Source organism: Lentisalinibacter sediminis (genome assembly GCF_040706615.1).
In the GTDB taxonomy this organism is placed as follows: Bacteria; Pseudomonadota; Gammaproteobacteria; order Steroidobacterales; family Woeseiaceae; genus Lentisalinibacter; species Lentisalinibacter sediminis.
Genome location: NZ_JAPDRF010000001.1, coordinates 250,590 through 274,328 on the forward strand (window position 1 = coordinate 250,590; position 23,739 = coordinate 274,328).

Annotated in this window: 21 protein-coding genes; 11 read left to right on the plus strand and 10 right to left on the minus strand. The window is 67.9% G+C overall.

The genetic code is table 11. From position 1 onward, the window contains the following. Nucleotides 1-21: 21 nt before the first annotated feature. Nucleotides 22-2,859, minus strand: coding sequence for an Rne/Rng family ribonuclease (locus tag ACJMKX_RS01230; RefSeq protein ID WP_405220191.1), 2,838 nt, complete (start codon nucleotides 2,857-2,859; stop codon nucleotides 22-24). Between the two features lie 437 nt (nucleotides 2,860-3,296). On the opposite strand from ACJMKX_RS01230, the gene ACJMKX_RS01235 reads away from it, so the two are divergent. Beyond that, nucleotides 3,297-4,289 (plus strand): RluA family pseudouridine synthase, encoded by a 993-nt coding sequence (locus tag ACJMKX_RS01235; RefSeq protein ID WP_405220193.1) that lies wholly within the window; start codon nucleotides 3,297-3,299, stop codon nucleotides 4,287-4,289. Between the two features lie 7 nt (nucleotides 4,290-4,296). On the opposite strand, the gene ACJMKX_RS01240 is transcribed toward ACJMKX_RS01235, so the two are convergent. Further along, on the minus strand, nucleotides 4,297-4,890 hold the full coding sequence (locus ACJMKX_RS01240) for a Maf family protein (RefSeq protein WP_405220195.1): 594 nt from the start codon (nucleotides 4,888-4,890) through the stop codon (nucleotides 4,297-4,299). A 93-nt stretch (nucleotides 4,891-4,983) separates the two neighbouring features. Here ACJMKX_RS01240 and ACJMKX_RS01245 point away from each other — a divergent pair, with 93 nt between their 5' ends. The 4 genes from ACJMKX_RS01245 (at nucleotide 4,984) to ACJMKX_RS01260 (ending at nucleotide 7,890) form a co-directional block, all read left to right on the plus strand. Continuing rightward, a complete protein-coding gene (locus ACJMKX_RS01245; protein WP_405220197.1) occupies nucleotides 4,984-5,568 on the plus strand; it encodes a YceD family protein in 585 nt (194 codons plus the stop codon). Between the two features lie 100 nt (nucleotides 5,569-5,668). Further along, nucleotides 5,669-5,860, plus strand: a complete 192-nt coding sequence (gene rpmF, locus ACJMKX_RS01250) for a 50S ribosomal protein L32 (protein WP_405220198.1) — start codon at nucleotides 5,669-5,671, stop codon at nucleotides 5,858-5,860. Between the two features lie 48 nt (nucleotides 5,861-5,908). Continuing rightward, the gene (gene plsX, locus ACJMKX_RS01255; protein ID WP_405220199.1) at nucleotides 5,909-6,925 is read left to right on the plus strand and encodes a phosphate acyltransferase PlsX; all 1,017 of its coding nucleotides are present in this window, start codon (nucleotides 5,909-5,911) and stop codon (nucleotides 6,923-6,925) included. Continuing rightward, entirely contained in the window at nucleotides 6,922-7,890 is a 969-nt protein-coding gene (locus ACJMKX_RS01260) for a beta-ketoacyl-ACP synthase III (protein ID WP_405220201.1), read from the plus strand. Before plsX ends, ACJMKX_RS01260 begins: the two co-directional genes overlap by 4 nt. Nucleotides 7,891-7,903: 13 nt before the next feature. Here ACJMKX_RS01260 and ACJMKX_RS01265 read toward each other — a convergent pair whose 3' ends face one another. Further along, nucleotides 7,904-8,461, minus strand: a complete 558-nt coding sequence (locus ACJMKX_RS01265) for a YkvA family protein (protein WP_405220203.1) — start codon at nucleotides 8,459-8,461, stop codon at nucleotides 7,904-7,906. 155 nt (nucleotides 8,462-8,616) lie between these two features. On the opposite strand from ACJMKX_RS01265, the gene ACJMKX_RS01270 reads away from it, so the two are divergent. Continuing rightward, on the plus strand, nucleotides 8,617-9,594 hold the full coding sequence (locus tag ACJMKX_RS01270; protein ID WP_405220205.1) for a L,D-transpeptidase family protein: 978 nt from the start codon (nucleotides 8,617-8,619) through the stop codon (nucleotides 9,592-9,594). Nucleotides 9,595-9,688: 94 nt separating this feature from the next. Here ACJMKX_RS01270 and ACJMKX_RS01275 read toward each other — a convergent pair whose 3' ends face one another. Continuing rightward, nucleotides 9,689-9,991 carry an Lpp/OprI family alanine-zipper lipoprotein gene (locus ACJMKX_RS01275; RefSeq protein ID WP_405220207.1) on the minus strand — a complete coding sequence of 101 codons (303 nt, stop codon included), beginning with the start codon at nucleotides 9,989-9,991 and terminating at the stop codon, nucleotides 9,689-9,691. A gap of 152 nt (nucleotides 9,992-10,143) precedes the next feature. Next, nucleotides 10,144-10,728, minus strand: coding sequence for a DUF2799 domain-containing protein (locus ACJMKX_RS01280; protein WP_405220208.1), 585 nt, complete (start codon nucleotides 10,726-10,728; stop codon nucleotides 10,144-10,146). 17 nt (nucleotides 10,729-10,745) lie between these two features. Here ACJMKX_RS01280 and lexA point away from each other — a divergent pair, with 17 nt between their 5' ends. From lexA to ACJMKX_RS01300, 4 genes are read left to right on the plus strand one after another with little or no spacing between them, the layout of a single operon-like run. Continuing rightward, nucleotides 10,746-11,363, plus strand: a complete 618-nt coding sequence (gene lexA / locus ACJMKX_RS01285; protein WP_405220210.1) for a transcriptional repressor LexA — start codon at nucleotides 10,746-10,748, stop codon at nucleotides 11,361-11,363. A gap of 14 nt (nucleotides 11,364-11,377) precedes the next feature. Beyond that, on the plus strand, nucleotides 11,378-12,103 hold the full coding sequence (gene imuA / locus ACJMKX_RS01290) for a translesion DNA synthesis-associated protein ImuA (RefSeq protein WP_405220212.1): 726 nt from the start codon (nucleotides 11,378-11,380) through the stop codon (nucleotides 12,101-12,103). Between the two features lie 18 nt (nucleotides 12,104-12,121). Continuing rightward, nucleotides 12,122-13,825: a Y-family DNA polymerase gene (locus ACJMKX_RS01295; protein WP_405220214.1), complete on the plus strand. Its 1,704-nt coding sequence runs from the start codon at nucleotides 12,122-12,124 to the stop codon at nucleotides 13,823-13,825. A 1-nt stretch (nucleotide 13,826) separates the two neighbouring features. After that, nucleotides 13,827-16,907: an error-prone DNA polymerase gene (locus ACJMKX_RS01300; RefSeq protein WP_405220216.1), complete on the plus strand. Its 3,081-nt coding sequence runs from the start codon at nucleotides 13,827-13,829 to the stop codon at nucleotides 16,905-16,907. 10 nt (nucleotides 16,908-16,917) lie between these two features. Here the strand turns inward: ACJMKX_RS01300 and ACJMKX_RS01305 are convergent, their stop codons facing one another. The 5 genes from ACJMKX_RS01305 to gspC form a co-directional block, all read right to left on the minus strand. Beyond that, the gene (locus ACJMKX_RS01305; protein ID WP_405220218.1) at nucleotides 16,918-17,211 is read right to left on the minus strand and encodes a hypothetical protein; all 294 of its coding nucleotides are present in this window, start codon (nucleotides 17,209-17,211) and stop codon (nucleotides 16,918-16,920) included. Between the two features lie 142 nt (nucleotides 17,212-17,353). After that, nucleotides 17,354-18,568, minus strand: coding sequence for a type II secretion system inner membrane protein GspF (gene gspF, locus ACJMKX_RS01310; RefSeq protein WP_405220220.1), 1,215 nt, complete (start codon nucleotides 18,566-18,568; stop codon nucleotides 17,354-17,356). 20 nt (nucleotides 18,569-18,588) lie between these two features. Beyond that, complete coding sequence (gspE, locus tag ACJMKX_RS01315) at nucleotides 18,589-20,127, minus strand: type II secretion system ATPase GspE (protein WP_405220222.1); 1,539 nt, start codon at nucleotides 20,125-20,127, stop codon at nucleotides 18,589-18,591. After that, the gene (gene gspD, locus ACJMKX_RS01320) at nucleotides 20,124-22,169 is read right to left on the minus strand and encodes a type II secretion system secretin GspD (RefSeq protein WP_405220224.1); all 2,046 of its coding nucleotides are present in this window, start codon (nucleotides 22,167-22,169) and stop codon (nucleotides 20,124-20,126) included. The genes gspE and gspD overlap by 4 nt, the downstream gene beginning before the upstream one ends. After that, nucleotides 22,166-23,086, minus strand: a complete 921-nt coding sequence (gspC, locus tag ACJMKX_RS01325) for a type II secretion system protein GspC (protein WP_405220226.1) — start codon at nucleotides 23,084-23,086, stop codon at nucleotides 22,166-22,168. The genes gspD and gspC overlap by 4 nt, the downstream gene beginning before the upstream one ends. A gap of 309 nt (nucleotides 23,087-23,395) precedes the next feature. Here gspC and clpS point away from each other — a divergent pair, with 309 nt between their 5' ends. Next, nucleotides 23,396-23,725 carry an ATP-dependent Clp protease adapter ClpS gene (clpS, locus tag ACJMKX_RS01330; RefSeq protein WP_405220227.1) on the plus strand — a complete coding sequence of 110 codons (330 nt, stop codon included), beginning with the start codon at nucleotides 23,396-23,398 and terminating at the stop codon, nucleotides 23,723-23,725. The last annotated feature ends 14 nt before the right edge of the window (nucleotides 23,726-23,739 follow it).

The following is a 23,739-nucleotide window of genomic DNA, read 5'->3' on the forward strand; positions in this document are numbered from 1 at the left end:
GACCCGGACCCGCCCGGTCGTTCAGGGCTTGTCGCCGTCGTCCTCGGGCGTGGAGGACCAGACAGTGTAGCGCTTGTCCGGATCGGAGCGGACGGGCATCTCCCACGGCAGGAGCCTGTCCTGGTCCGCCGGTTTCCCCTGCCGCGCCGTGTCTTTATTGCCCGCGTCCGTCGTTTTCGTCGCCTCGCGCCCGGCGGCAGGTGAGCTCGCCTCCTTCGCACCGGAGCCGGCACTGCGCCTGCGGGCTCTGCCATTGCCGTCGTCGTCGTCGCTGCCGCGATTGCTGTCGCGGGCACTGTCGCTATTGCTATTGCGATTCGCGGCAGCCGGTTTCGCGGACGTTTCCGCCTGCTGCTGCTCTTGCTTGTCGCTCGGGCGCCGTTCCGGAGCCGGGGGTCTTTCCGCTGCCGCCGGCTGCTCGGCAGGCGCAGGCTTTGCCGGAGACGACGGCTGCTCGGGCGCCCCGGTATCCGCGACTGCAGCCGGCTTCGGCGGGCGACCGCGGCCGCCGGAACCGTCGCCGGTGCTCTCCGCGCCACCGGTCTCCTGGGTGCGCCGGGAGTCCGATTTCGCCTCCTGATGCGGCTGGCTCTCACCGGTCGCTTTGGCACTGCCGGTTTCGCTCGACTCCTTGCGAGGTGCGGACTCCTCGGGCGACTTCGGCCGTGAGGAGCGGGCCTCACCGCTATCGCCGCCGCCGGACTCGTCGCGAGCTTCTCCGGCCTCGCCGGAGGCCGCCTGCTGCTGATCGTCCTGCCTCGGCCCGCGGCGCCGACGTCCGCGCCCGCGGCTGCCGCGGCGTTTCTTCTGGCCGCCGCCGTCGCCGCCGGTGCTCTTCTGCGACTGTTGCTGGCCATCGCTCTGGCCCTGATTCTGGGCCTTCTTGTCGTCCGGGCTCTCCTTGCCATCTGCGGTGGGCTTCTGCGGCTTACCGGCCTGCTGGCTCTTGCCGTCGCTCTTTCGGCCCTTGCGTGCGCCGCTCTTCTTGCCGCCGCGGCTGCGCTGTTCGTCGCCATCCTTGCGGGACTGCTGCTGCTTGCCTTTCCCGGCCTTGCTGCTCTTGCCGCTACTGCTACCCTGGCGCGACCTGGAGGAGGCCGGGCGCTTGCCGGAGTCCCGCTTGCCGCGGGTCTTCTTCCCGCCGCTGTCCTCGTCGCCGGTGGCGAACAGATAACGCCACAGGCGGACGAACAGGCCGGGTCCCTGGGGACCCTGAGGCTGGTCTTCGGCCAGCCGCTGCGGCGGCGGGGCAGGGGCGGACGGGACGATGGCCGTCACCGCCGGCTTCTCCAACGGCTTCTTGTCCGCCTGCCAGGAGGGGATCTCGTCCTCGCCGTCGACGGCTGCCAGCTCGTAGCTGACACCGGTGTTCTCCGGCAGCAGCGTCTGGTCGTCGCGCACGCGGCGGATGGAGTAGTTGGGCGTCTCGAGGTCCGGGTTCGCGACCAGCAGCAGCTCGACCTCGTTTCGGTCCTCGACGTTCTGCACCCAGTCGCGCTTCTCGTTCAGCAGATAGGTCGCGACGTCGACGGGCAGCTGGGCGATGACCTTCGCGGTACGCTCCTTGCGCGCTTCCTCGCCGACCAGGCGCAGGATCGCCAGCGCAAGCGATTCCACGCCGCGGATGTTGCCGGTGCCGTTGCAGCGGGGGCAGATCTGGTGGCTGGACTCCCCGAGCGAGGGCCGCAGGCGCTGACGGGACATCTCCAGCAGCCCGAAGCGGGAGATCTTGCCGATCTGCACCCGGGCGCGGTCCATGCGTACCGCCTCGCGCAGCCGGTTCTCGACCTCGCGCTGGTTCTTCTGCGGGCCCATGTCGATGAAGTCGATGACGACGAGTCCGCCGAGGTCGCGCAGGCGCAGCTGGCGCGCCACTTCGTCGGCCGCCTCCAGGTTGGTGTTGAGCGCGGTGCTCTCGATGTCCTCGCCCTTGGTCGCCCGCGCCGAGTTGATGTCGACGGAGACCAGCGCTTCGGTGTGGTCGATTACCAGGCTGCCGCCGGAGGGCAGGATCACCGAATGGGCGAAGGCCGACTCGATCTGGCTCTCGATCTGGTAACGGGTGAACAGCGGTACCGCGTCGTCGTAGTACTTCAGCTTGCGCAGATTGTGCGGCATCACCCGCTCGACGAACTCCCGGGCCTCGTTGTAGGCCTTGGTGTCGTCGACCAGGATCTCGCCGATGTCGTTGGTGAGGTAGTCGCGCATCGCCCGGATGATGGCGTTCGATTCCTGGTAGATCAGGAACGGGGAGGGTCGTTCGACGACCACCTTCAGGATGGCCTCCCACACGGCGAACAGGTTGTCCAGGTCCCACTTCAGTTCCTCGGCGGACCGATCGATGCCCGCGGTGCGCACGATGATGCTCATGCCGTCGGGTATCTCGAGCTCTTCCAGCGATTCGCGGATCTGCTCGCGGTCCTCGCCGACGATGCGGCGGGAGACGCCGCCGGACTTCGGCTTGTTCGGCTTCAGGACGAGGAAGCGTCCTGCCAGGCTGACGAAGGTGGTCAGTGCCGCGCCCTTGGTGCCGCGCTCCTCCTTGTCGATCTGGACCACGATGTCCTGGCCCTCGCGCAGCACGTCCTTGATACCGGGACGGCCGTTGCCCTCGGACTCTTTCACGTAGTATTCGGGGGAGACTTCCTTGAAGGGCAGGAAGCCGTGCCGCTCTGCGCCGTAGTCGATGAAGGCGGCTTCGAGACTGGGTTCGATCCGGGTGATCTTGCCCTTGTAGATGTTGGCTTTTTTTCTTTCCTGTGACGGTGTCTCGATATTAAGGTCGTAGAGCCGCTGGCCATCGACCAGCGCCATGCGCAACTCTTCTTCCTGAGTTGCGTTCACCAGCATTCTTTTCATAGTGCCCTGCTTTGATTTCTTGTGCGGGCGGCGAGTCGGTGTCTGCTGCCGGGACTGACCGAGCGAACCGGGAAGGGCAGGGGTATGCGGCGACCGGCCGGACGCATCCGGGGTCGTTTTCGTACTTCAGATAAGACTTGCCGAGTCGATGCGCGATGATCGACAGCAGCGCGGCAATGATCATGAAAAACCCTTGAAACCCTGGCGGCTCAGATGCTCGGGTGTCGCCCGTCGTGCAGACCGGCTCGCGACCACGCACGGCCCCCAAATCCGGGGCCTCTGAACAATGGCGTCCCAATCTCTGTACCGGGAAATCATTCCGGGTTGATGGGGGCGCCCCGCTGAATCCGTCCGATCCGGTACGATAGCGGAGTACGGGACCGTGACCGGTCAGTAATATAGCAACCTCTTGCGCCTTCAGCAATCGGCTTAAGTTATTGTCCTCCTTCGATAAGTCCTCCACCGACTCCGCCGCCGGCAACGGTTCGGTGCGCCATGGCGTGAGAAAGCTCGCCGTCGCCGCCGACGACGCCGGGCAGCGGATCGACAATTTCCTCGCCCGGGAGTGGAAGGGCCTGCCGAGGCCGCGTATCTACCGCCTCCTGCGCAAGGGGCAGGTGCGGGTAAACGGTGGCCGCGTGAAGGCCGACTACCGTCTCTGTGCCGGGGACGAGCTGCGCCTGCCTCCGGTCACCATCGAGCCCGCGCAGGCGGGCCGCCCCGACCGCGGCCTGGTGGAGCGGCTGCTGGCGGCGGTGGTGTACGAGGACAAGCGTCTGCTGGTCGTGAACAAACCGAGTGGCGTCGCGGTGCACGGTGGCAGCGGCATCAGTTTCGGCGTGGTCGAGGCGCTGCGCGCCGGCCGCCCGGAGCTGAAAGTACTCGAGCTGGTGCACCGGCTGGACCGGGAGACGAGCGGCTGTCTCGTGCTGGCCAAGAAGCGGAGTGCGCTGCGCGAGCTGCATGCGCTGTTCCGCGAGGGGGCGGTGGAGAAGGCCTATCTGACGCTGGTCGCCGGCGACTGGCAGCTGGGCGCCCGCACGGTGGATCTGCCGCTGGCGGTACACCGACGCAAGGGCGGCGAGCGCCACGTCCAGGTGGATCACGAGAACGGCAAGCCGTCGCGTACCCGCTTCAGCGTGCAGGCGGCCTACGGTAGCTGCACCCTGCTGAAGGCGCAGCCGGAGACCGGTCGCACGCACCAGATCCGGGTGCACGCGGCGGCCTGCGCACATCCCGTGCTGGGAGACGAGCGCTACGGCGACGAGGCGGCCAATGCGCGCTTCGCCCGGCTGGGACTCCGGCGACTGTTCCTCCATGCCCAGTCCATCGGCTTCGTCGACGGCAATGGCAACGACCGGCTGTTTACCGCACCGCTGCCCGCGGAGCTTGACGCCGTGCTGGCGAGGCTGAAAGAGCGGCGCAGCTGACGGATCGTCAGAGCAGCGGGATGCCGAGATCCTCGAGCGTGCGGGCCAGCCAGATCAGCGGCAGGCCTACGAGCCCTGTCGGATCCTGGCTCTCGATGCGCTCGAACAGGACCGGGCCGCTGGCTTCGGCCTTGAAGCCGCCGGCACAGTCCCAGGAGCGGTCCCGGTCCACGTAGCGCTCCGCGAGCGCGCGCTCGAAACGCCGGAAGCGCACCTCGGTGACGTCTGTATGCACCCTTTCCTCGCCCCCCGGACCCGGGAGGATGCAGACCGAGGTCAGAAATCGCATCGGCAGGCCGCGCGCCGCCAGCAGCTGCGCCACGGCCGCGTCCCGGCTGCCGGGCTTGCCGCAGGCCCTGCCTTCCAGCACCGCAACCTGATCGGAGCCTATGACCGTGGCGCCGGCGTGCCTGGCCGCGACGGCCGCGGCCTTCTCCCGTGCCAGCCGCAGCGACAGGGCGGCGGGGGCTTCGCCTTCGAGCGGGGTCTCGTCCAGCTCGGGCGCCACACATTCGAAGCGGCCCAGGATCCGTGCCAGCAGGTCGCGCCGGTAGGGCGAGGAGGAAGCTAGCACGACCTCGTTCGAAGCGGGATTTTCCATTCTCGATCAGTCACCTGTAAGGACTTGTGGGCCCCTGCGACGCCCCTTGTTTTCTTTGACAGCAGGGGTCAAGGCTCTTATCATCCGCCGGCTATGTCCAGCCCCATGCTGCAGGCGGTGCGGCCCGACGCGCTGGCCGCCCGACGTGAGGAGATCAGGGATACCATTCCGCTGGGCTCCACGGATCGTCTGGCGGGCCTCGTCCGCGAGGTGTCGACGCGCTGCGACCGGGAGGTGCCCGGGGACTGGGAACGCTGGCCGCTCGCGGTCGAACTCGACTTCGAGCGCCGGCAGGTCGAGGGCAGTCAGCCGGTGCCGGCGGTGACCGGAACAGCCCGGGTTACGCTGCCACTGGTCTGCGAACGATGCCTGGGACTGATGGAGCTGGCGCTGGCAGCGGACATCGCGTTCCTGCTGCCGGACGCCGACATGACCGACGAGGCCCTGCCGGGCTTCGAGGTCTGGCCGGTGGAGGACCGCGGCGTGCGGTTGCTCGACCTGGTGGAGGAGGAGTTGCTGCTGGCGTTACCGCTGGCCCTCATGCACGAGGACCGTTCGCGCTGCCGCCCTGTGACGGAGCACTACGCAACGGACGAGGCGGAAGCGGAGCCGGAGACGCAGCGGCCGTTCAGCGCACTGAAGGCGCTGCTGAGAGAAGACGAGGATCAGGGCGAGTGACCCCACGGCCGGGCCTCACATGACTTAAAATCGATTCGACACCGATCCCGCCTGACGCCTCAGGGCTGCCGGCGGGTCAGTTTTTTTTGGAGACCGGAAAATGGCAGTTCAGAAAAGTCGCAAGACACCTTCCAAGCGTGGCATGCGCCGCGCCCACGACGCACTGAAGGGCGAGACGCTCTCCGTGGAGCCCACCACCGGCGAGACTCACCTGCGTCACCACGTGAGTCCGGACGGGTTCTACCGGGGCCGCCAGGTGGTGAAGCCCAAGATCGTGGAAGAGCAGGACTGATTCCTGCCTGAGCCGGTGCCGGGCGATCCGGGCCGGTTCTCCACACCCATGCAGGCCGTCGATTTCACCATCGCCCTGGATGCCATGAGCGGGGACCTCGGTCCCGGCGTCGTGGTGGCGGCGGCGAGGCAGGCGCTGCGGCGCCATCCCGCCCTGGCCATTGTGCTGGTGGGTGACGAAGCCGTGCTCGAGCCTCTCGTCGCCGCTGCCGGTGACGATGCTGCCGGGCGTCTCGTCGTCCGCCACGCGCCCGAGATCGTCACCATGAACGATGCGCCGGTGGATGCGCTGCGGCGCAAGAAGCAGTCGTCCATGCGCGTGGCCGTCGACCTGGTAAAGCAGGGCGAGGCGCAGGCCTGCGTCAGCGCGGGTAATACCGGCGCGCTGATGGCCATCGCGAAGTTCGTGCTGAAGACGGTGCAGGGTGTCGACAGGCCGGCCATCCTCGCCGAGATGCCCGCGCGCGGCGGTTCGGTCCACATGCTCGACCTCGGCGCGAACACCGACTGCACGGCCGAGCAGCTGTTCCAGTTCGCCATGATGGGCTCGGTCGTGACCGGCGACGTTCGCGGTCTGGAACACCCGCGAGTGGCGTTGCTCAACATCGGCGAGGAAGAGATCAAGGGAGACCAGACCGTGAAGGCTGCGGCGGCCCTGCTCGCCGCCAGCGGGCTGAACTACGTCGGTTACGTCGAGGGCAACGACATCATCTCCGGCAAGACCGACGTTGTCGTGACCGACGGCTTCACCGGCAACGTGGCGCTGAAGACCATGGAAGGGACGGCCGGATTCATCTCCGAGATGCTGAAGGCGGTCTTCACCGAGACCTGGCTTTCGAAGCTGCAGGCACTCGCGGCGCGCAGCGTGCTCGGCCGGCTACGGGCCCGGCTGGATCCCAGGCAATATAATGGCGCGAGCCTGGTCGGTCTCACCGGTATCGTCGTGAAGAGTCACGGCAGCGCCGACGAGCTTGCCTTCCTGCACGCCATCGAGACGGCGGTGGTGGAGGTCGAGCACGACGTGCCGTCCCAGATCGGACGTCTGCTGCAACGGGAAGCCGCATGAAATATTCGCGTATCGAGGGCACCGGCCGCTGCCTGCCCGACAGGATCCTCACCAACGCCGACCTCGAAAAGAAGGTGGACACCACCGACGAGTGGATCCGCACGCGCACCGGCATCGAGCGCCGCCACATCGCCGCCGACGACCAGTACACCAGCGATCTCGCGGTGGGCGCCGCGCGGGAAGCCATGGCGGCCGCCGGCGTCGGCCCGGCCGATATCGACTTCATCGTCGTGGGCACGACCACGCCGGACCGGGTCTTCCCCAACGTCGGCTGCCTGGTACAGGAGAAGCTGGGCATCCACGACTGCGCCGCATTCAGCGTCGAGGCGGCTTGCACCGGTTTCATCTATGCCTTGAGCGTGGCCGACAAGTTCGTGCGCACGGGCGCGGCCGGCTGCGCGCTGGTGATCGGCGCCGAGACGCTTTCCCGGATCACCGACTGGGACGACCGCCAGACCTGTGTGCTGTTCGGCGACGGTGCCGGCGCGGTGGTGCTGAAGCCGGCCGATGAGCCCGGTGTCGTGTCCACCCACCTCGGCGCCGACGGCCAGTACAAGGATCTGCTGTACTACCCGGCGGGTCCGTCCGAGAAGCTGGACGACATGCTGCGGGGCGAGGCGGCCATCCACATGCGTGGCAACGAGGTCTTCAAGGTGGCGGTGAAGACCCTGGGTAACGTCGTCGACGAGACACTGGCCGCCAACAGCCTGTCGAAGAGCGATATCGACTGGCTCATCCCGCACCAGGCGAACATCCGCATCATCCAGGCCACGGCGAAGCGCCTCGACATGCCCATGGAGCGGGTGGTGCTCACGGTGCAGGACCACGGCAATACATCCGCCGCGTCGGTGCCGATGGCCCTCGACGTGGCGATACGCGACGGGCGCATTAACCGGGGCCAGACCCTGCTTCTGGAGGCGTTCGGTGGCGGCTTTACCTGGGGTTCTGCGCTGATCCGCTACTGACGCTGCGGCCGCGCTACCAGAGCGGCGCGGGTACCGCCGCCGTCTCCCGGTCGCGCCGGGTGCGCCGTAACATGCGCTCGTGCAGCTGCTCGCGCCGCGCGGCAATACGCTCGCGGCGGGTCGCCGCGTCGGTACCCACCTTGAAGCGACGGAAATAGTTGTCGCGGAATCCGCAGAAATCCTCGTAAGCCTCGATGACGTGCTTCAGCTCGCGCAGCACGAGCTCGATCATGATGGCGTCGTCCAGGTAGCCGAGTCCGGGCATATCGTCGGGGATCAGGTCCTCGGGGTCGCCGAAATAGATCAGCGCGGAGAGCAGCTTCAGCCGTTCCGCGGCGGGCAAGGCCCATTCCTCGTCTTCCAGCATGGCGCACATGGCCTGCAGGCGCGGGAGCCGCTCGCGCACGAAGTCCGGCAGCGCTCCCGGATGCAGGGACTCCATCACGTCCCGGGTGGCCGTGACGATCTCCATCTCGTCGGCATCTTTCGCCGCGTCGCGGGCCCCTTTCATGGCCTTTCGGAACTGTTTGAGGTCGTGCTCGCTGATGTGCAGACTGATTTTGATGCTCATGGGTTTCGCTCACGGTCCGAGGGACGGGGAGGGGCACGAAGGAAAGGTAGGCGACTCCGGGAAGGCGGTCAACGCCGGGACGTCGACCGGATGCGGGATATCTGGGAGAATCTCCGCCGTTGCACCCCGTGGTGCGTTGCGCAGAGATCCGCTCGATGAGGACGGTTGCAGGCAGGCTCGGCCTGATCGCTACGGCGACGCTCGGTCTGTTCGTCGCGATGTCGGCGAAGGGTGAGGTATTCGACCTGCCGGACAACGGCGATACCGTGGTCGGGCGGATGACGACGGTCGAGTCCCGCGAGTGGGACACGCTGCTGGACATCGCCCGCCGTCACGGACTCGGCTATTACGATATCGTCCGCGCCAACCCGGGCGTGGACCCCTGGCTGCCGGGCGACGGCACCGAGGTGGTCCTGCCGACCCGCTTCATCCTGCCGGACGTGCCCTGGCAAGGCGTCGTGCTGAATCTGCCCGAGTACCGCATGTATTATTTCCCGCCGCCGGAGGCGGATGGCGCGCGCACGGTCATGACCTTCCCGATCAGCATCGGCCGCATGGACTGGGAGACGCCGCTGGGAGTGACCCGCATCACGGTCAAAGCCAGGGATCCGGCGTGGTACCCGCCCGAATCCGTGCGCAAGGAGCACGAAGCCGACGGCCGCTCGTTGCCGCGGGTGGTACCGCCGGGGCCGGATAACCCGCTCGGGCAATTCGCGATGCGCCTGGCGATCCCGGGCTACCTCATTCACGGAACGAACCGGCCTGCCGGCGTCGGTATGCGTGTGACCCACGGCTGCATCCGCATGTTCCCGGAAGACATCGAGTTCGCCTTCGAGCGCATCCCGACCGGAACGCCGGTGCGGATCATCGACGAGCCCTACAAGTTCGGCTGGTATGACGGGCAGCTGCTCATGGAGGCCCATGAGCCGCTGGAGAGTCCCGCGGAGACGGACGACGCGGCGCCGGTCAGTACGCTGACGCGGCTGACGGAACTCTACGTGGCGGCCACCGGCGAGCGACGCGTCGAAGTGGACTGGGACCGGGTGGAAGCGCTGCATCATGCCGCCGACGGCATACCGCGCCGGGTGGACGCGGCCGGAATCGGCGAGACGCTGGTAGCGGACCAGGATTAACCCGCCGCCCGGGCGGAGAAGACTCGCAGACGAATCCTGCGGACAAAAAAACGCCGCGACGAGCGCGGCGTTGAAGAATCTCTGAATCCGCGAATTATTTGGACATCGATTTCTGGAACATGCGCTCCAGGCGTTCGCGGTTCGCATCGCAGCAGCTCTGCGCGCCCTGTGCGGCCGACAGCGCCTGGCTGGCGGTGCTCTGAGCGCTGGAAGCCATCTGGCTGGCACGGTCCGCTGCGGAACGTGCGGCTTCAGCGGCCGACTTCGCAGCAGCGGCGTCGGCAGCAGCGCGTTCGGCGGTCGCCTGCACTTCGTCGAGAGCGGTCTGGTTGGCACAACCGGTGACCAGCAGCATCGTGGCTGCGACGGCGCCGAGTTTCGTTGCGATTCTCTTCATATGCGTTTTCCCCTGTTGGAGGCATTAAAAACAAGCGTATTATTTATTAAACGCGGTCAGTGTTCAACGTAATCAGGGTGTCGGAGGCGGTTTTTTTTCGCCCGAGGCATTTGATTTGTCTGCGTTTTGCGACACGTATCCGGCGCTTTCCGTCAGAGTTCGCTGAGCAGCCGGCGGGCTTCGTCCTCCAGTCGGGCGAGTTCGCGTTCCAGGAAGTCCTGTTCGCGCTGCAGATCGCGGAGACGGAAATAGATGGAGCGGCGCTGATCGTCGCTCAGATCCCCACGCTGAAGATCGAGATCCAGCTGGCGGAGAGCCCGCTCGGTATCGTCGAGTTCCTCTTTCACCCGGTGGATGCGCCGACCCAGCTGGTATCCGGTGTAGAAGTCTTCCTCGTAGCCCGGCGGGCAGACGCCCTGGTAGCTGCGCCCGTCGCGGCCCTGGGCCAGGCCGCCGGCGACGGTGCACAGGCGGTCGAGGCCCGCGAGGCGGCCGCGGGCATAGGCCTCCCGGTCGGGGAGGACGCCGTATTCGGCGCAGGCCTCCCGGTGCTCTTCGATGCGTTCGGGCGGATAGCCGCGTGCGCCATCCGCCTCTCCCAGAGCCTCCCAGTCGGCCTGCCGGCATTCGGTCTCGGAGAGGGTGGCGCAGCCGCCGGCCAGGAGGGCGGCGGGCAGGATGAGCCAGAGAAACTTGCGCCGGAACGGAACCTGTATATAATCACAGTATCTGGGCATGCATACAGGATAACACCATGGCCGATCTCACCCCACGCCAGTCGCAGATTCTGAAACTCATCCAGGATTTCATCGCCGAGACGGGCATGCCGCCCACCCGTGCCGAGATCGCCGAGGAGCTGGGTTTCCGTTCACCCAACGCTGCCGAGGAGCACCTCCGGGCGCTGCAGCGCAAGGGGGTGCTGGAACTGAGGGCCGGTACCTCCCGCGGCATCCAGCTGAAGGATTCCCTGCGCGAGCAGATGGGCCTGCCGCTGGTCGGACGGGTGGCCGCCGGCCAGCCCATCCTGGCCGAACAGAACATCGAGGCCCATTACCAGATCGACAAGAGCCTGTTCCGGCCGAAGCCCCATTACCTGCTGCGGGTGCAGGGCATGAGCATGAAGGATGTGGGCATCCTGGACGGTGACCTGGTGGCCGTGCATCGCACGCCCGAGGTACGGAGCCGCCAGATCGTGGTGGCCCGTCTGGAGGACGAGGTCACCGTGAAGCGCTACCGGCAGGAAGGCACCATGGTCTGGCTGATGCCGGAGAACAGCGAGTTCGCTCCGATACGGGTGGATCTCGCCCACCAGCCGCTGGTCATCGAAGGCGTGGTCGTCGGCGTCATCCGCGACGGCATGCCGGTGCACTGACGCCTCTTCCGCCCGTGGACGAAGCCCTCGAACAATTGCTCGGCAGTTACCGTCTCTGGCGCGGCAGTGAGGGCGCCGTGCGGGAAGGTCAGGCCGGCCGGGTGGCGGCCACGGGTTACCGCAAGCTCGACGCCTGCCTGCCCGGCGGCGGCTGGCCGCTCGCCTCACTGACCGAAGCCCTGTCCGCTACCTGCGGCATCGGCGAGTTGCGCCTGTTCATGCCGGCGCTCTCTGCACTGTGCCGGCAGCGTGAGGGCTGGGTGGTCTGGATCGCGCCGCCCCATGTGCCCTATGCGCCGGCGCTGATGCAGTGGGGGCTGGAAGTCTCCCGGATACTGCTGATCCATCCGGCCCGTGACCAGGAGGCGCTCTGGGCGATGGAGCAGGCATTGTCTTCGGGCACCTGCGTGGCGGTTCTGGCCTGGATCAACCGCATGGACGAGCGCACCAGCCGGCGGCTGCAGCTCGCAGCCGGCAGGGGCGAGAGCTGGGCCATCGCCTTCCGGCCGGCCGCCGCCAGGCGGGAGGCTTCCGCCGCCGCGCTGCGACTGATGCTGCGCCCCGGCAGCAACGGCACCGACGTGGACCTGTTCAAGGTACGCGGGGCGCGGCCCGCGCTGGTGAGCGACTATGACGGCCGGGATGGCGGTTGCCCGTTGCCGCTGGTGCGCCCGCCGGGAGAGGGCCTGGAGGACGGTGCGGCAGCGGTGGGCGTCGGCAGGGGCGCCGGTTCGGGCTGACGACGTGGCCGCTTCTCCATGGTATCGCCGTCCGAGCCCGATTCCGTCCTGCCGGCCGAAAGGGAGTCTCCGCACCCCCGGTCCGAGCGGGGGCGGGTAACGGCCGTCCCCGAACCCGACCGGCAGCAGCCGCTGCCCCTCGGTGGCGGCGAACCCCCGGCCGAAGACCCGTCTCCTGCGTATTCGCGGCAGCGCCGCTCGCAGCTGTGGCTGTGTGTCCGTCTGCCCGGGATTGCCCTCGAGGCACTGGACGAGTCCACGGCGGCGCCCACCGGGCCGGTGGCGGTGGTGGAAGAGGAAGGCGGGCAGGTCGCCGTCCATCTCGCGAACCGGGCCGCCGCGGCAGCCGGGATCAGGCCCGGTCAGACGCTGAGCGCCGCCCTGGCATTGGCACCGGGGCTCCTTACCCTCTCCCGTCGGCCGCGGCGCGAGCGCATCCTGCTGGAAGCCCTGGCTGACTGGGCGGGACGCTTCAGCTCCCTGGTCAGTCTGGAGGCCCCGGATGCGCTGCTGCTGGAGGTGCAGGGCAGCCTGCGTCTGTTCCGCGGCCTGGACCGGCTCTGCCGGCTGGTCACCGAAGGGCTGCGGCAACGGGGCCACCGGGCCCTCGTCTGCGTGGGCCCCACGCCGCTGGCGGCGCTCTGGCTCTCGCGGGAAGGCGGCGGTCGGGTGGATGAGGTAACGGCACTGCCGCGGCATCTCAATCCGCTGGATCTGCGGGTTACCGGGTGGCCGGCGGCGGTGCTGCAGGGGCTCACGGGCATCGGCGTGACGACCATCGGCGAGTGCCGCCGGCTACCCCGCGAAGGCTTCGCCCGGCGCTTCGGCGCGGCCCGGCTGCAGACGCTGGACCGGGCCTTCGGCCGACTGCCGGATCCCCGGCTCCATTACACGGGTCCGCCGCGATTCCGCGAGCAGATCGACCTCGGAGAGGAAACCCGGGACGAGGCGCTGCTCGCGGCCGGCTGCTCGCGGCTGCTGGCCTCCCTGGAGGAGTTTCTGCTGCGCCATCAGCGGACGGCGCGCCGCCTGCGGTTCCGCTTCTTCCATCTGCGTGGCGGGGTGACGCCGCTCACCCTGGGCTTCAGCGATGCCGGCTGCGATGTGGAGCACTGGCGGAGCCTGCTCGGCATCCGGCTGGAGCGCCTCCGTCTGCCGGCGCCGGCGATCGCCGTGGAACTCGCCACGGGACGGCTGGAGCAGCGCGAGGGCGATACGGTGGCCCTGCCGCTGGTGCCCGGCCAGGTCGGCCGGCATGACGGCGGGCTGCCCCGGTTGGTGGAGAGCCTGCGGGCCCGCCTGGGCGAGAATGCCGTCCGCGGGCTCCGGAGTCTCGCGGAGCACCGGCCCCAGCAGGCCTGGGACGAGACCGATCCCCTGGAGGGCATGGCAGGCGGCGGCGGTGCGGGGCCGTCACCCTGGAACCGGGTACGGGAGTTGCCCGCGGCCGCCGGCCGGGGTGAGGGCGATGATCTGCTACTCGAGCGCCCGCTGTGGATATTGACGCAGCCCCAGCGGCTCGCCATGCACGAAGGGCATCCCTGCCACGATGGTCCGCTGCAGTTCGTGGACGGACCGGAGCGCATCGAGAGCGGCTGGTGGGACGGGGCGGACACGGCCAGGGACTACTACGTGGCCGAGACGCGCACCGGCGCGAGGCTCTGGGTCTACCGGGATCGCCGCCCGCCGGCCGGGTGGTATCTGCAGGGCATCTTCGGCTGAGATGGCACCTCACTACGCCGAACTGCACGCCGTCAGCAATTTCACTTTCCTGCGCGGCGCCTCCCATCCGGAGGAACTGGTGGAGCGGGCGGACGCGATGGGCTATACCGCGCTGGCCCTCACCGACGAGTGCTCCGTGGCCGGCGTGGTGCGTGCCCACGGCGCCGCCCGCGGGCGAGACCTGAAATTCATCGTCGGCGCCGAATTCCGCCTCGCCGACGGACCGGTGCTGGTAGTGCTCGCCGCCAGCCGCCGCGGCTATGCCCGGCTGTGCCGCCTGATCACCCGGGGCAGGCGCAACGCGGAGAAGGGCGCCTACCGGCTGCAGCGCGAAGACCTGGAAGACGGCCTGCCGGACTGCCTGGTGCTGTGGCTGCCGGGCCGGGATCTCGGCGGCAGCCGACACGGTGACTGGTTCGCCGGGCTGTTTCCCGGCCGTTGCTGGATCGCCGCGGAACTCGCCGCCGACGGGCTGGACCGGCCCCGGCTGGACGGGCTCGGCCGGCTCGCCCGGCGCACCGGCCTGCCGCTGGCCGCAGCGGGCGACGTGCACATGCACCGCCGCGGCCGCCGGGCATTACAGGATACGCTCACGGCCATCCGGCTGAAGGTGCCTGTGGCCGAGGCGGGGTTCGCCCTGCACCCCAACGGCGAGCGCCACCTGCGCTCGCGTCCGCGGCTCGGCGAGCTCTATCCCCCGGCGTTGCTTGACGAGACGATTGCCGTGGCGGAGCGAATCGACTTCTCCCTGGACGAACTCGCCTACGCATATCCCCGGGAACTGGTGCCGGCCGGCCACACCGCCGCGAGCTGGCTCGCGCACCTGACGGAGGAGGGCATGGCCCGGCGCTGGCCGGACGGCGCGCCGCGCAAGGTGCGCGACCTCGTGCAGTACGAACTCGCGCTCATCGCCGACCTCGCCTACGAGCCCTATTTTCTCACGGTGCACGACATCGTGGCCTGGGCGCGGTCCCGCGGCATCCTCTGCCAGGGCCGCGGCTCGGCCGCCAATTCCGCGGTCTGTTTCTGTCTCGGCATCACCGAGGTGGACCCGGAACGGATGTCCACACTGGTGGAGCGCTTCATTTCGAAGGAGCGTGACGAGCCGCCGGATATCGACGTGGACTTCGAGCACGAGCGCCGGGAGGAGGTGATCCAGTACATCTACGCGAAGTACGGCCGTGAGCATGCCGCGCTGGCAGCCACGGTGATCACCTACCGGCCGCGGAGCGCGATGCGCGACGTTGGCAAGGCGCTCGGGCTCTCCTCGCTGCAGACCGACCGGCTGGCGCGCGCCATGCAGTGGTGGGACGGCAGCCACGTCGACCCGGAGCGGGTTCGCGAGGCCGGCCTCGATCCGGACAGTCCGGTCATGCGCCGGCTGCTCACGCTGGTGCGCGAGCTGATCGGCTTCCCCCGCCATCTGTCCCAGCACGTGGGCGGCTTCGTCATCTCGGACGGCCCGCTGGAAGAGCTCGTGCCGGTGGAGAACGCCGCCATGGAGGGGCGCACCGTGATCCAGTGGGAGAAGGACGACCTGGAGGAGCTGGGACTGCTGAAGGTGGACGTGCTGGGCCTCGGCATGCTGACCGCGATCCGCCGCTGTTTCGACCTCGTGCGCGGCTTCGACGGCCGGGAGCTGGACCTGGCCGGCGTTCCCGCGGAGGACCCGGCGGTCTACGACATGATCTCGGCCGCCGACACCATGGGTGTGTTTCAGATTGAATCCCGCGCCCAGATGGCGATGCTGCCGCGGCTACGGCCTCGCTGCTATTACGACCTGGTCATCGAGGTGGCCATCATCCGCCCCGGGCCGATCCAGGGCGACATGGTGCACCCGTATCTGCGCCGGCGCAGCGGCGAAGAGGCGGTGAGCTACCCCAGCGAAGAGGTTCGCGCCGTGCTGGATCGCACCCTTGGCGTACCCATCTTCCAGGAACAGGTGATGGAACTCGCGGTGGTGGCCGCGGGGTTCACACCCGGCGAGGCGGACCGGCTGCGGCGGGCGATGGCCGCCTGGAAGCGCCGCGGCGGGCTCGGCCCCTTCGAGGACAAGCTGAAGGCCGGTATGCGGGCGCGGGGTTACAGCGAGCGCTTCGCCGAACAGATCTTCAACCAGATACAGGGTTTCGGCGAGTACGGTTTCCCGGAATCCCACTCGGCCAGCTTCGCGCTGCTGGTCTACGTCTCCGCCTGGCTGAAATGCCACGAGCCGGCGGCCTTTCTGTGCGCGCTGCTGAACAGCCAGCCCATGGGCTTCTACGCGCCGTCCCAGCTGGTGCAGGACGCCGTTCGCCACGGCGTGGAAGTGCGACCGGTAGACGTGAACGCGAGCCGGGAAGAGTCGTCGCTGGAGCGGTGCGACGACGGCACGGCCGCCGTGCGGCTGGGATTCGACCGAGTCAAGGGGCTCGCCGCGGCCGCGGTGGAGTCGCTGGTGGCGGCGCGGGAGAGCGGCGGGCGCTTCGGCTCCGTACAGGACCTCGCCGAACGGGCGGGTCTGGACCGCGCCGCCCTGTCCGCCCTGGCCGCGGCCGGCGCGCTGGCCGGTCTCGCGGGACACCGCTTCCGGGCCCGCTGGGACGTGGCCGGCGTGGAGGCGCCGGAGGGGCTGTTCCGGTCGATGACCCGCTACGAGGCATCGCCGCTCCTGGCCCGGCCGGCCGAGGGACAGGACGTCCGCGCCGACTACGAGAGCCTCGGCCTGACCCTCGGGCGTCATCCGATGGCACTGCTCCGGGAGCGTTTCCGCCGTCGGCGCTACATCACGGCGGAGGAACTGCCGGCGGCCGGGCACGGGACGCGGGTACGGGTGGCCGGGCTGGTGGTGACCCGCCAGCGGCCGGGCAGCGCGAGCGGGGTCACGTTCGTCACCCTCGAGGACGAGACCGGTCAGGTCAATCTGGTGGTATGGAAGGCGATCGCCGAGGCCGAGCGACGTGCGCTGCTATCGGCGCGGCTGATGGGGGTGGAAGGCGAGGTACAGATAGAGGGGGAGGTGATCCATGTCATCGCCAGGAGGCTGACGGAGCACAACGGTCTGCTGGGGAATCTGGCCGTGCGCTCGCGGGAGTTCCACTGAAGTGCCTGAGTCAGTCGTCGAAATCCCAGTCGTCCATGTCGCGCAGGGCGCGCTCGAAGCGCTTCTGCTCCATCAGCTCCTCCAGCCGGCGACGCGCCGCGAAGCTGCCGGTGCCGCCGGACTGCGAGCCCTCGATCTCGGCGACCAGCTGCTCGACGTTGATCTCGACGGATAACTCTCCGACGTTATCGTCGTCAGCATCGTCTTCTGCGGCCAGATCCGCATCCTCCATATCTTCGTCCTCGAATTCGTCGTCCACGTCGAGTGGATCTTCCCGTTCCAACTGCATCAACGTCTCGTCCATGGGAGCGTCCCCGCGCCGGCTCGTGTCAGAGAGTTTATGTCACGTTCGGCGCATGTATATCCCGAATGAGGGTGCCAGCGCAACAGGGTGGGCCACAGTTTTTACAAAACTCGTAAGTTTCTGTATTTATGCGGGAATTCAACTACTGGATGAGATTGTTTATCTGGAATATCGGCAGCAGGATGGCCAGCACGATCGTCAGCACGACGCCGCCCATGAACACGATCAGCAGCGGCTCCATGATCCCCATCATCGTCGTGATGAGTCCGTCCATCTCCCGCTCCTGATTGTCGGCGGCACGGCCCAGCATCTGTTCCAGTTGCCCGCTGGACTCACCGCTGGAGATGAGATGGATGGTCATGGGCGGGAACAGGCGGCTCGCCGACAGCGAGCGGGAGATGGCGCCGCCCTCGCGCACCCTGAGCGAGGCTTCCTGCACCGCCTCGCGCATCGGCACGTTCATGATCACCTCGGCGGAGATCTTCAGCGCCTCCAGCACGGGTACGCCGCTGCCGGCAAGGATGCTGAGCGTGCGGGTGAACCGCGCGGTGTTGACACCACGCGTGATGCGGCCGATCAGCGGCAGGCGCAGCAACAGACGGTGATAGCGCCGGCGCGGCCCCTCTATCTTCAGTAAACGCCACACGCCGAAGGCGACGGCGGCGATGCCGGCGATGAGCAGCCACCACCATTCCCTCAGGAAGTCGCTGATGCCAATCAGCAGCCGGGTGAGGATGGGCAGCTCGGCGCCGGTGGTCTCGAATACGCCGACCACCTGGGGCACGACGTAGGAGAGCATGAAGGCGATGATGCCGAGCGACATCAGCACGAGCACGATGGGGTAGACCAGTGCGTTGGTGATGCGCTGGCGCAGGGCCTGGCGGGTCTCCGTATAGTCCGCCAGCCGCTCGAGCACCGCGTCCAGATGACCGGATTGCTCGCCGGCCGAGACCGTGGCCCGATAGATCTCGGGGAATGCCTGCGGGAACTCCTCCAGCCCGTCGGCAAGCGTGTGTCCCTCCATGACACGGGCGCGCACCCCCAGCAGGATGCTCTGGGTGCGTGGTTTCTCGGTCTGCTGGGCGACGGCCTGCAGTGTCTCCTCCAGCGGCATGCCGGAGTTGACGAGGGTGGCGAGCTGGCGGGTGACCAGCGCGAGTTCCGTGGCGGAGAAACCGCGACGCAGCCCCACGGAGAACTGGCGCGCCGACTCCTTCTCGGCCACCTCGGAAACCTCGAGCGGCACAAGCGCGCGCTCGCGCAGGAGCTGACGGACCTGTCGGGCGGTATCGCCCTCCAGAACGCCTTTCTTCTCCTTGCCGGCGCTGTCGAGCGCGACGTATTCGAAAGCTCCCACGTTGCCGGTCCCGGGCGGGTTCAGTCAGCCCGCGTGACCCGGAGTACCTCCTCCAGGGTGGTAACGCCGGAGAGGACTTTGGTGCGACCGTCGTCGCGGATGCTCGGGCTCAGGTTACGGGCGTATTTCTCCAGCTCGTGCTCGCCGGCGCCGTCGTGGATCATCGTGCGCATGTGATCGTCCACGGGTACCAGTTCGTAGATGCCGGTACGGCCGCGGAAGCCGCCGTCGTCCACGTCGCCCGCGCGGTAGATGGTCGGCGGGTTGTCGGGATCGGCTTTCAGGACGCGGCATTCGTACTCCCGAGCCGTGTAGGGCACCTTGGTATCGTCGTCGAGCACGCGCACCAGCCGCTGGGCCAGTACGCCGATAAGGCTGGACGAGAGCAGGAAGGGCTCCACGCCCATGTCGCGCAGGCGGGTCACTGCGCCCACGGCGGTGTTGGTGTGCAGGGTGGAGAGCACAAGATGGCCGGTCAGCGATGCCTGCACGGCGATCTCGGCCGTCTCCAGGTCGCGGATCTCGCCGACCATCACCACGTCCGGGTCCTGGCGCAGAATGGCGCGCAGGCCTCGGGCGAAGGTCATCTCCACCTTGGTATTCACCTGGGTCTGGCCGATGCCGTCGATGTAGTACTCGATCGGGTCCTCCACCGTCATGATGTTGCGGCTGTTGTCGTTGATGCGCTCCAGCGCCGCATACAGCGTGGTGGTCTTGCCCGAGCCGGTGGGGCCGGTGACCAGCAGGATGCCGTGGGGCTTGTGGATCAGTTCGTCCATGGTGCGCTGGGAGGACTGGTCCATACCCAGCGAATTGAGATCCAGGCGTCCGGCCTGCTTGTCCAGCAGACGCAGCACGACCCGCTCGCCGTGTCCGGACGGGATCGTGGAGACGCGCACGTCGACGGCGCGCCCGGCGATGCGCAGCGAGATGCGTCCGTCCTGGGGCAGGCGCTTCTCGGCGATGTCGAGCCTCGACATGACCTTGATGCGCGAGGTGATCAGCGGGGCCACCGCGCGCCGGGTCTCCAGTACCTCGCGCAGCACGCCGTCCACGCGGAAGCGGATGACGAGCCGGTTCTCGTAGGGTTCCACGTGGATGTCGGAGGCGTTCTCCTTGACCGCCTCGGTCAGCACGGCATTGATCAGCCGGATGATGGGCGCGTCGTCGTCGCTCTCCAGCAGGTCCGAGGGTTCCGGCAGCTCCTGGGCCACCTGGAACAGGTTCGTGTCGTCGCTCAGCCCCTCCATCATCTGCATGGCGTTGTTGCTGCCGCCCTCGTAGGCCTGTCGCAGCATGGCGTCGAAGGCCTCCGCGGTCACGCGGGTGAGCTTCAGCGGTACCCCGGCGTAGCGGCGCACCTCCGCCAGGCTCGCCGGCGAGACGCCGACCCGGCAGATCACGTCGGCCTTGCCGTCGACGTAGTCGCGGATCAGCACCCCGTGGCGCTTGGCGAAGGAGAAGGGCAGGCGCTTGTCCGGCAGGTCGCCGATCTTCGGCGGCTCGGTCGCAGGGATCTCCTCGGCCAGACTCAGTTCGGTGGTCTCCATCTCACTCATTCGTCGATGTCCTCCCCGGACATGATGTCGCCGGGACGCTCGCGCGGCTCGCTCGGCTCGTAGGTCTCGAGCGGCGGCAGCGTCGGCCGTGTCTTGCCGGGCATGAGGCGGATGCGACCCTCTTCCTGCTGCATCTCGCGCATGTAGTTGTACTTCTCCTCGGTCGCCATATGCGTCTGTTCCGGGTTCCTGAGGATGGAAGTCCGGATGAACACCATCAGATTGGCCTTCACCGTATTGGTAGAGCGTGAGCGGAACAGGTTCCCCAGCACCGGGATGCTGCCGAGTACGGGCACACGCTGGTCGCTCTCGCGGATGGTGTCGTCGATGAGGCCACCCAGCACCAGGATGCCGCCGTTCTCAACGATCACCGAGGTCGAGATCTTGCGCTCCTGGGTCACCAGGTCCACGGCGCCGGTGGCGCCCTGGGCAATGCTCGAGATCTCCTGGTTGATCTTCAGCACGATGGACTCACCCTCGCTGATCTGGGGCGTTATCTCGAGCTTTGTGCCGACGCTCTCCCGGTTGATGGTCTGGAAGGGGTTGACGGCGCCGGTATTCGCGCCGGTGTTGGTGAACTGGCCGGTTAGGAACGGCACCTCCTGGCCCACCTCGATGGACGCCTCCTCGTTGTCCATGGTCACGATGGTCGGCGTGGAGATGATGTTGGTGTCGGCGTCACCCTGCAGGGCGCGAAGCAGGGCGACGAAGCTCGTTCCGTTCTCCGAGATTCGCCCCACGCCCAGCGTGATGCCGGAGCCGAGACCTGACAGGGCGTTCGCCGCACCCTCGGTGCCGCCGCCGGCGGCTCCCCCGGCGAGCCCGAGCAGATTCACGCCCGAGGAGGGGAAGTTCTGGATGCCGATGGCGTTGTTGTCGGCGCTGCCGTCGACGGCCCATTCCACGCCGAGCTCCGCGGACTTGTCCGCGGTGATCTCGACTATGATCGCCTCCACCAGCACCTGCGCCCGGCGGATGTCCAGCTTGTCCACCACGGCCATGATGGCGCGCATGGCCTTGGGCGGTGCCGTGACGATCATCGCGTTGGTGAGTTCGTCGGCCCAGATCTGTACCGGGCCTCCTGCGGCGCCGGCGATGCCGCCGCCCTGCGCCGCGGCCTGGCCCCCCTGGCCGCCGGCGCCGGCGCCGGTGAACTGGCTCTGCAGCTTGGTGGACAGCTCCTCGGCATTCGCGTAGCGCAGATAGCGCACGCGGGTATTGCCGCCGTCTTCCAGTGGTGTATCCAGGTGCGCGATCAGGGTGCGCATCTTCAGGCGCTGGTTCTTCTCGCCACTGATCAGCACGCTGTTGGTGCGGTCGTCGGCGACCAGCCCCATCTGGCCCGCCCCCTCCGTGCGCTGGGCCTGCGCCAGCGAGGTCAGCACCCGCACGACATCGCCGGCGGTGGCGTGCTCCAGCGGCACCACCTCGATGTCCTCGTCGCCGGCCTGGTCGATGCGGCCGATGATGCGCAGCAGCCGCCGGACGTTCGCCGCGCGGTCGGAGATGATCAGCATGTTCGACGGGGGATGCGCCGCCAGGTGGCCGTACTGGGGGATCAAGGGCCGCAGTATCGGCACCAGCTGGGCGGAGGCGATGTTCTGCACCTCGATGACCTGGGTGACGATGTCGTCGTTGGCGGCGTCCCCGGAATAGGTCTCCGCGCCGGGTATCTGGCGGGCATTGGCGTCCGGCAGGATCTTCACGACATTGCCGCTCTGCACCGCCACGAAACCGTAGACATCCAGGATGGAGAGAAACGTCTCGTAGAACGCATCCGCCGACATCGGCGTGGACGACAGCATGGTGACCTGCGCCTTCACCCGCGGGTCGACGATGAAGTTGCGGCCCGTGACGTCGCTCACCGCCTCGATGATCTGGCGTATGTCGGCGTCCTTGTAGTTGGGCGTGATCGTCGCGTTCTGCGCGACTGCCAGGCCGCACACCGCCAGCGCGGCCGCTGCGAGGGATGCGCGCAACAGCGCCGTGAAGGAATTGCGGGTGTGGCTGTTCTCGTTATGCATGTTCCCTGCCGTCTTCATCTGCTTCCGTCATCGCCCAGTTCCAGCTGGCTGGTGCTGAGCGTGAGCTGTTCGGACTGACCGTTGCGTTCCACGGTCACCGTGATCTGGGTGGCGTCGCCGAGGGTCCGGAATACCTCCATGCCGGTCCGGGGGTCGTTCATGGGCGTGCCGTTGATGGCGGTCACCAGGTCGCCCGGCCGCAGGCCGAGCGCGGCGAAGCTTTTGCGGTCCCGCCCGGGATACACCCGGTAACCGCGCTGCTGGCCGTCGGCGAAATAGGGTTGCGGACGGATGACGTCCATGAGCTGGACCGCATTGTCCGTGATCATCTGCTGCACGCTGGGTCGGCTCGATGCTGTCGCGACGCGCGCGGAACTCGTCTGCCGGCTGCGGCTGATCGTCTGGCCCTCGGCTTCGCGGGGCAGCTTCAGCGCCTCCAGCGTGCCGGCGCGGTTCAGGATCACCCGGTCGGCGTAGACGGCATGCAGCGAGGCGCCGCCGGGGATGCTGTCGCGGATGGAATACACTTTCTCATCGCCGCGGCTGTCGGCGATGATGGCCAGTGAGTAGGCCGGATCGTCTGCCGCTACCGTGCCCTTCAGGGTCAGGCTCAGGCGGGTCTCGGGTGCGTCGTCGATCTCGGACTGGACGGGCGCCGGCGCATCGGCGGAGGCCTCACCGAACAGGTGCGCGTTGACGATGCCGGCAACGTCGATGCCGCTGACCCGGTTACCGGACGCCGACGGGGCAGGAGTTGCAGCCGGCGGCGGCGCGACGACGTCGTCCTCGCTGGCGGGGACGAGCATCCAGATCATGGAAGCGAGTTGCCAGCCGATGGCGATCACGAGCGCGAGTGCCACCCACCGGGGCAGATGCCGGCCGGCAGCCGACATCGCATCCGAAGGGCTCATGCTCTTGAGCTCCGCCAGTTTCATTTCCGCATTCATGGGTTTGCGCGGCACCCCTGCGCCTTGTCTGGCTCCCCCGCCCGGAGAGCATCCCGCTCCGTCTAACGCATCGGAGGCATGATAAGGGTCAGCATATCACCGAACAAGGTGGTAACTACCTAAAAAATCGGCGCAAACGGAGCGCTGATGCGGCCTCCGGCAGTCCGGCCCCCGCTCCGGGGAGCGTGCGGCGGCACGGGTTGTCAACGGCACAGGCGGCCGCATATATAATCCGGAGTCGGGCATCGCCGGCCCACGGGCGTCATCGTCGAACAGCAGGAAGCTCCCCACCCGATCATGAGCGAAGAGACACCGAACCAGGATCAGCAGGACAACACCGGTCTGGCGGTCGAGGAATCCCGGCCGAAACTCAAGCGTCCGCCGCTGTACCGGGTGGTCCTGATCAACGACGATTTCACGCCCATGGAGTTCGTCGTGGAGGTGCTGGAACGGGTGTTCGGCATGGACCGGCAGAAGGCGACCCGCATCATGCTCGAGGTGCACACGCGGGGGAAGGGCGTGTGCGGCGTGTACACCTACGAGATCGCGGAGACCAAGGTGGCCCAGGTGAACGGTTACGCGCAACAGCACCAGCATCCGCTGCTGTGTACCATGGAGGAGGCCTGAGCCTCCCGAACTAC

Coding starts and splice junctions, on each gene's coding strand:
- ACJMKX_RS01280 (WP_405220208.1), bottom strand. CDS start 10,728: ATGCCCAGATACTGTGATTATATACAGGTTCCGTTCCGGCGCAAGTTT.
- gspE (WP_405220222.1), bottom strand. CDS start 20,127: ATGAGTGAGATGGAGACCACCGAACTGAGTCTGGCCGAGGAGATCCCT.
- lexA (WP_405220210.1), top strand. CDS start 10,746: ATGGCCGATCTCACCCCACGCCAGTCGCAGATTCTGAAACTCATCCAG.
- clpS (WP_405220227.1), top strand. CDS start 23,396: ATGAGCGAAGAGACACCGAACCAGGATCAGCAGGACAACACCGGTCTG.
- ACJMKX_RS01300 (WP_405220216.1), top strand. CDS start 13,827: ATGGCACCTCACTACGCCGAACTGCACGCCGTCAGCAATTTCACTTTC.
- ACJMKX_RS01260 (WP_405220201.1), top strand. CDS start 6,922: ATGAAATATTCGCGTATCGAGGGCACCGGCCGCTGCCTGCCCGACAGG.
- plsX (WP_405220199.1), top strand. CDS start 5,909: ATGCAGGCCGTCGATTTCACCATCGCCCTGGATGCCATGAGCGGGGAC.
- ACJMKX_RS01270 (WP_405220205.1), top strand. CDS start 8,617: ATGAGGACGGTTGCAGGCAGGCTCGGCCTGATCGCTACGGCGACGCTC.
- ACJMKX_RS01240 (WP_405220195.1), bottom strand. CDS start 4,890: ATGGAAAATCCCGCTTCGAACGAGGTCGTGCTAGCTTCCTCCTCGCCC.
- ACJMKX_RS01230 (WP_405220191.1), bottom strand. CDS start 2,859: ATGAAAAGAATGCTGGTGAACGCAACTCAGGAAGAAGAGTTGCGCATG.
- ACJMKX_RS01305 (WP_405220218.1), bottom strand. CDS start 17,211: ATGGACGAGACGTTGATGCAGTTGGAACGGGAAGATCCACTCGACGTG.
- ACJMKX_RS01275 (WP_405220207.1), bottom strand. CDS start 9,991: ATGAAGAGAATCGCAACGAAACTCGGCGCCGTCGCAGCCACGATGCTG.
- ACJMKX_RS01295 (WP_405220214.1), top strand. CDS start 12,122: ATGGTATCGCCGTCCGAGCCCGATTCCGTCCTGCCGGCCGAAAGGGAG.
- ACJMKX_RS01265 (WP_405220203.1), bottom strand. CDS start 8,461: ATGAGCATCAAAATCAGTCTGCACATCAGCGAGCACGACCTCAAACAG.
- ACJMKX_RS01245 (WP_405220197.1), top strand. CDS start 4,984: ATGTCCAGCCCCATGCTGCAGGCGGTGCGGCCCGACGCGCTGGCCGCC.
- gspD (WP_405220224.1), bottom strand. CDS start 22,169: ATGAAGACGGCAGGGAACATGCATAACGAGAACAGCCACACCCGCAAT.
- gspC (WP_405220226.1), bottom strand. CDS start 23,086: ATGAAACTGGCGGAGCTCAAGAGCATGAGCCCTTCGGATGCGATGTCG.
- rpmF (WP_405220198.1), top strand. CDS start 5,669: ATGGCAGTTCAGAAAAGTCGCAAGACACCTTCCAAGCGTGGCATGCGC.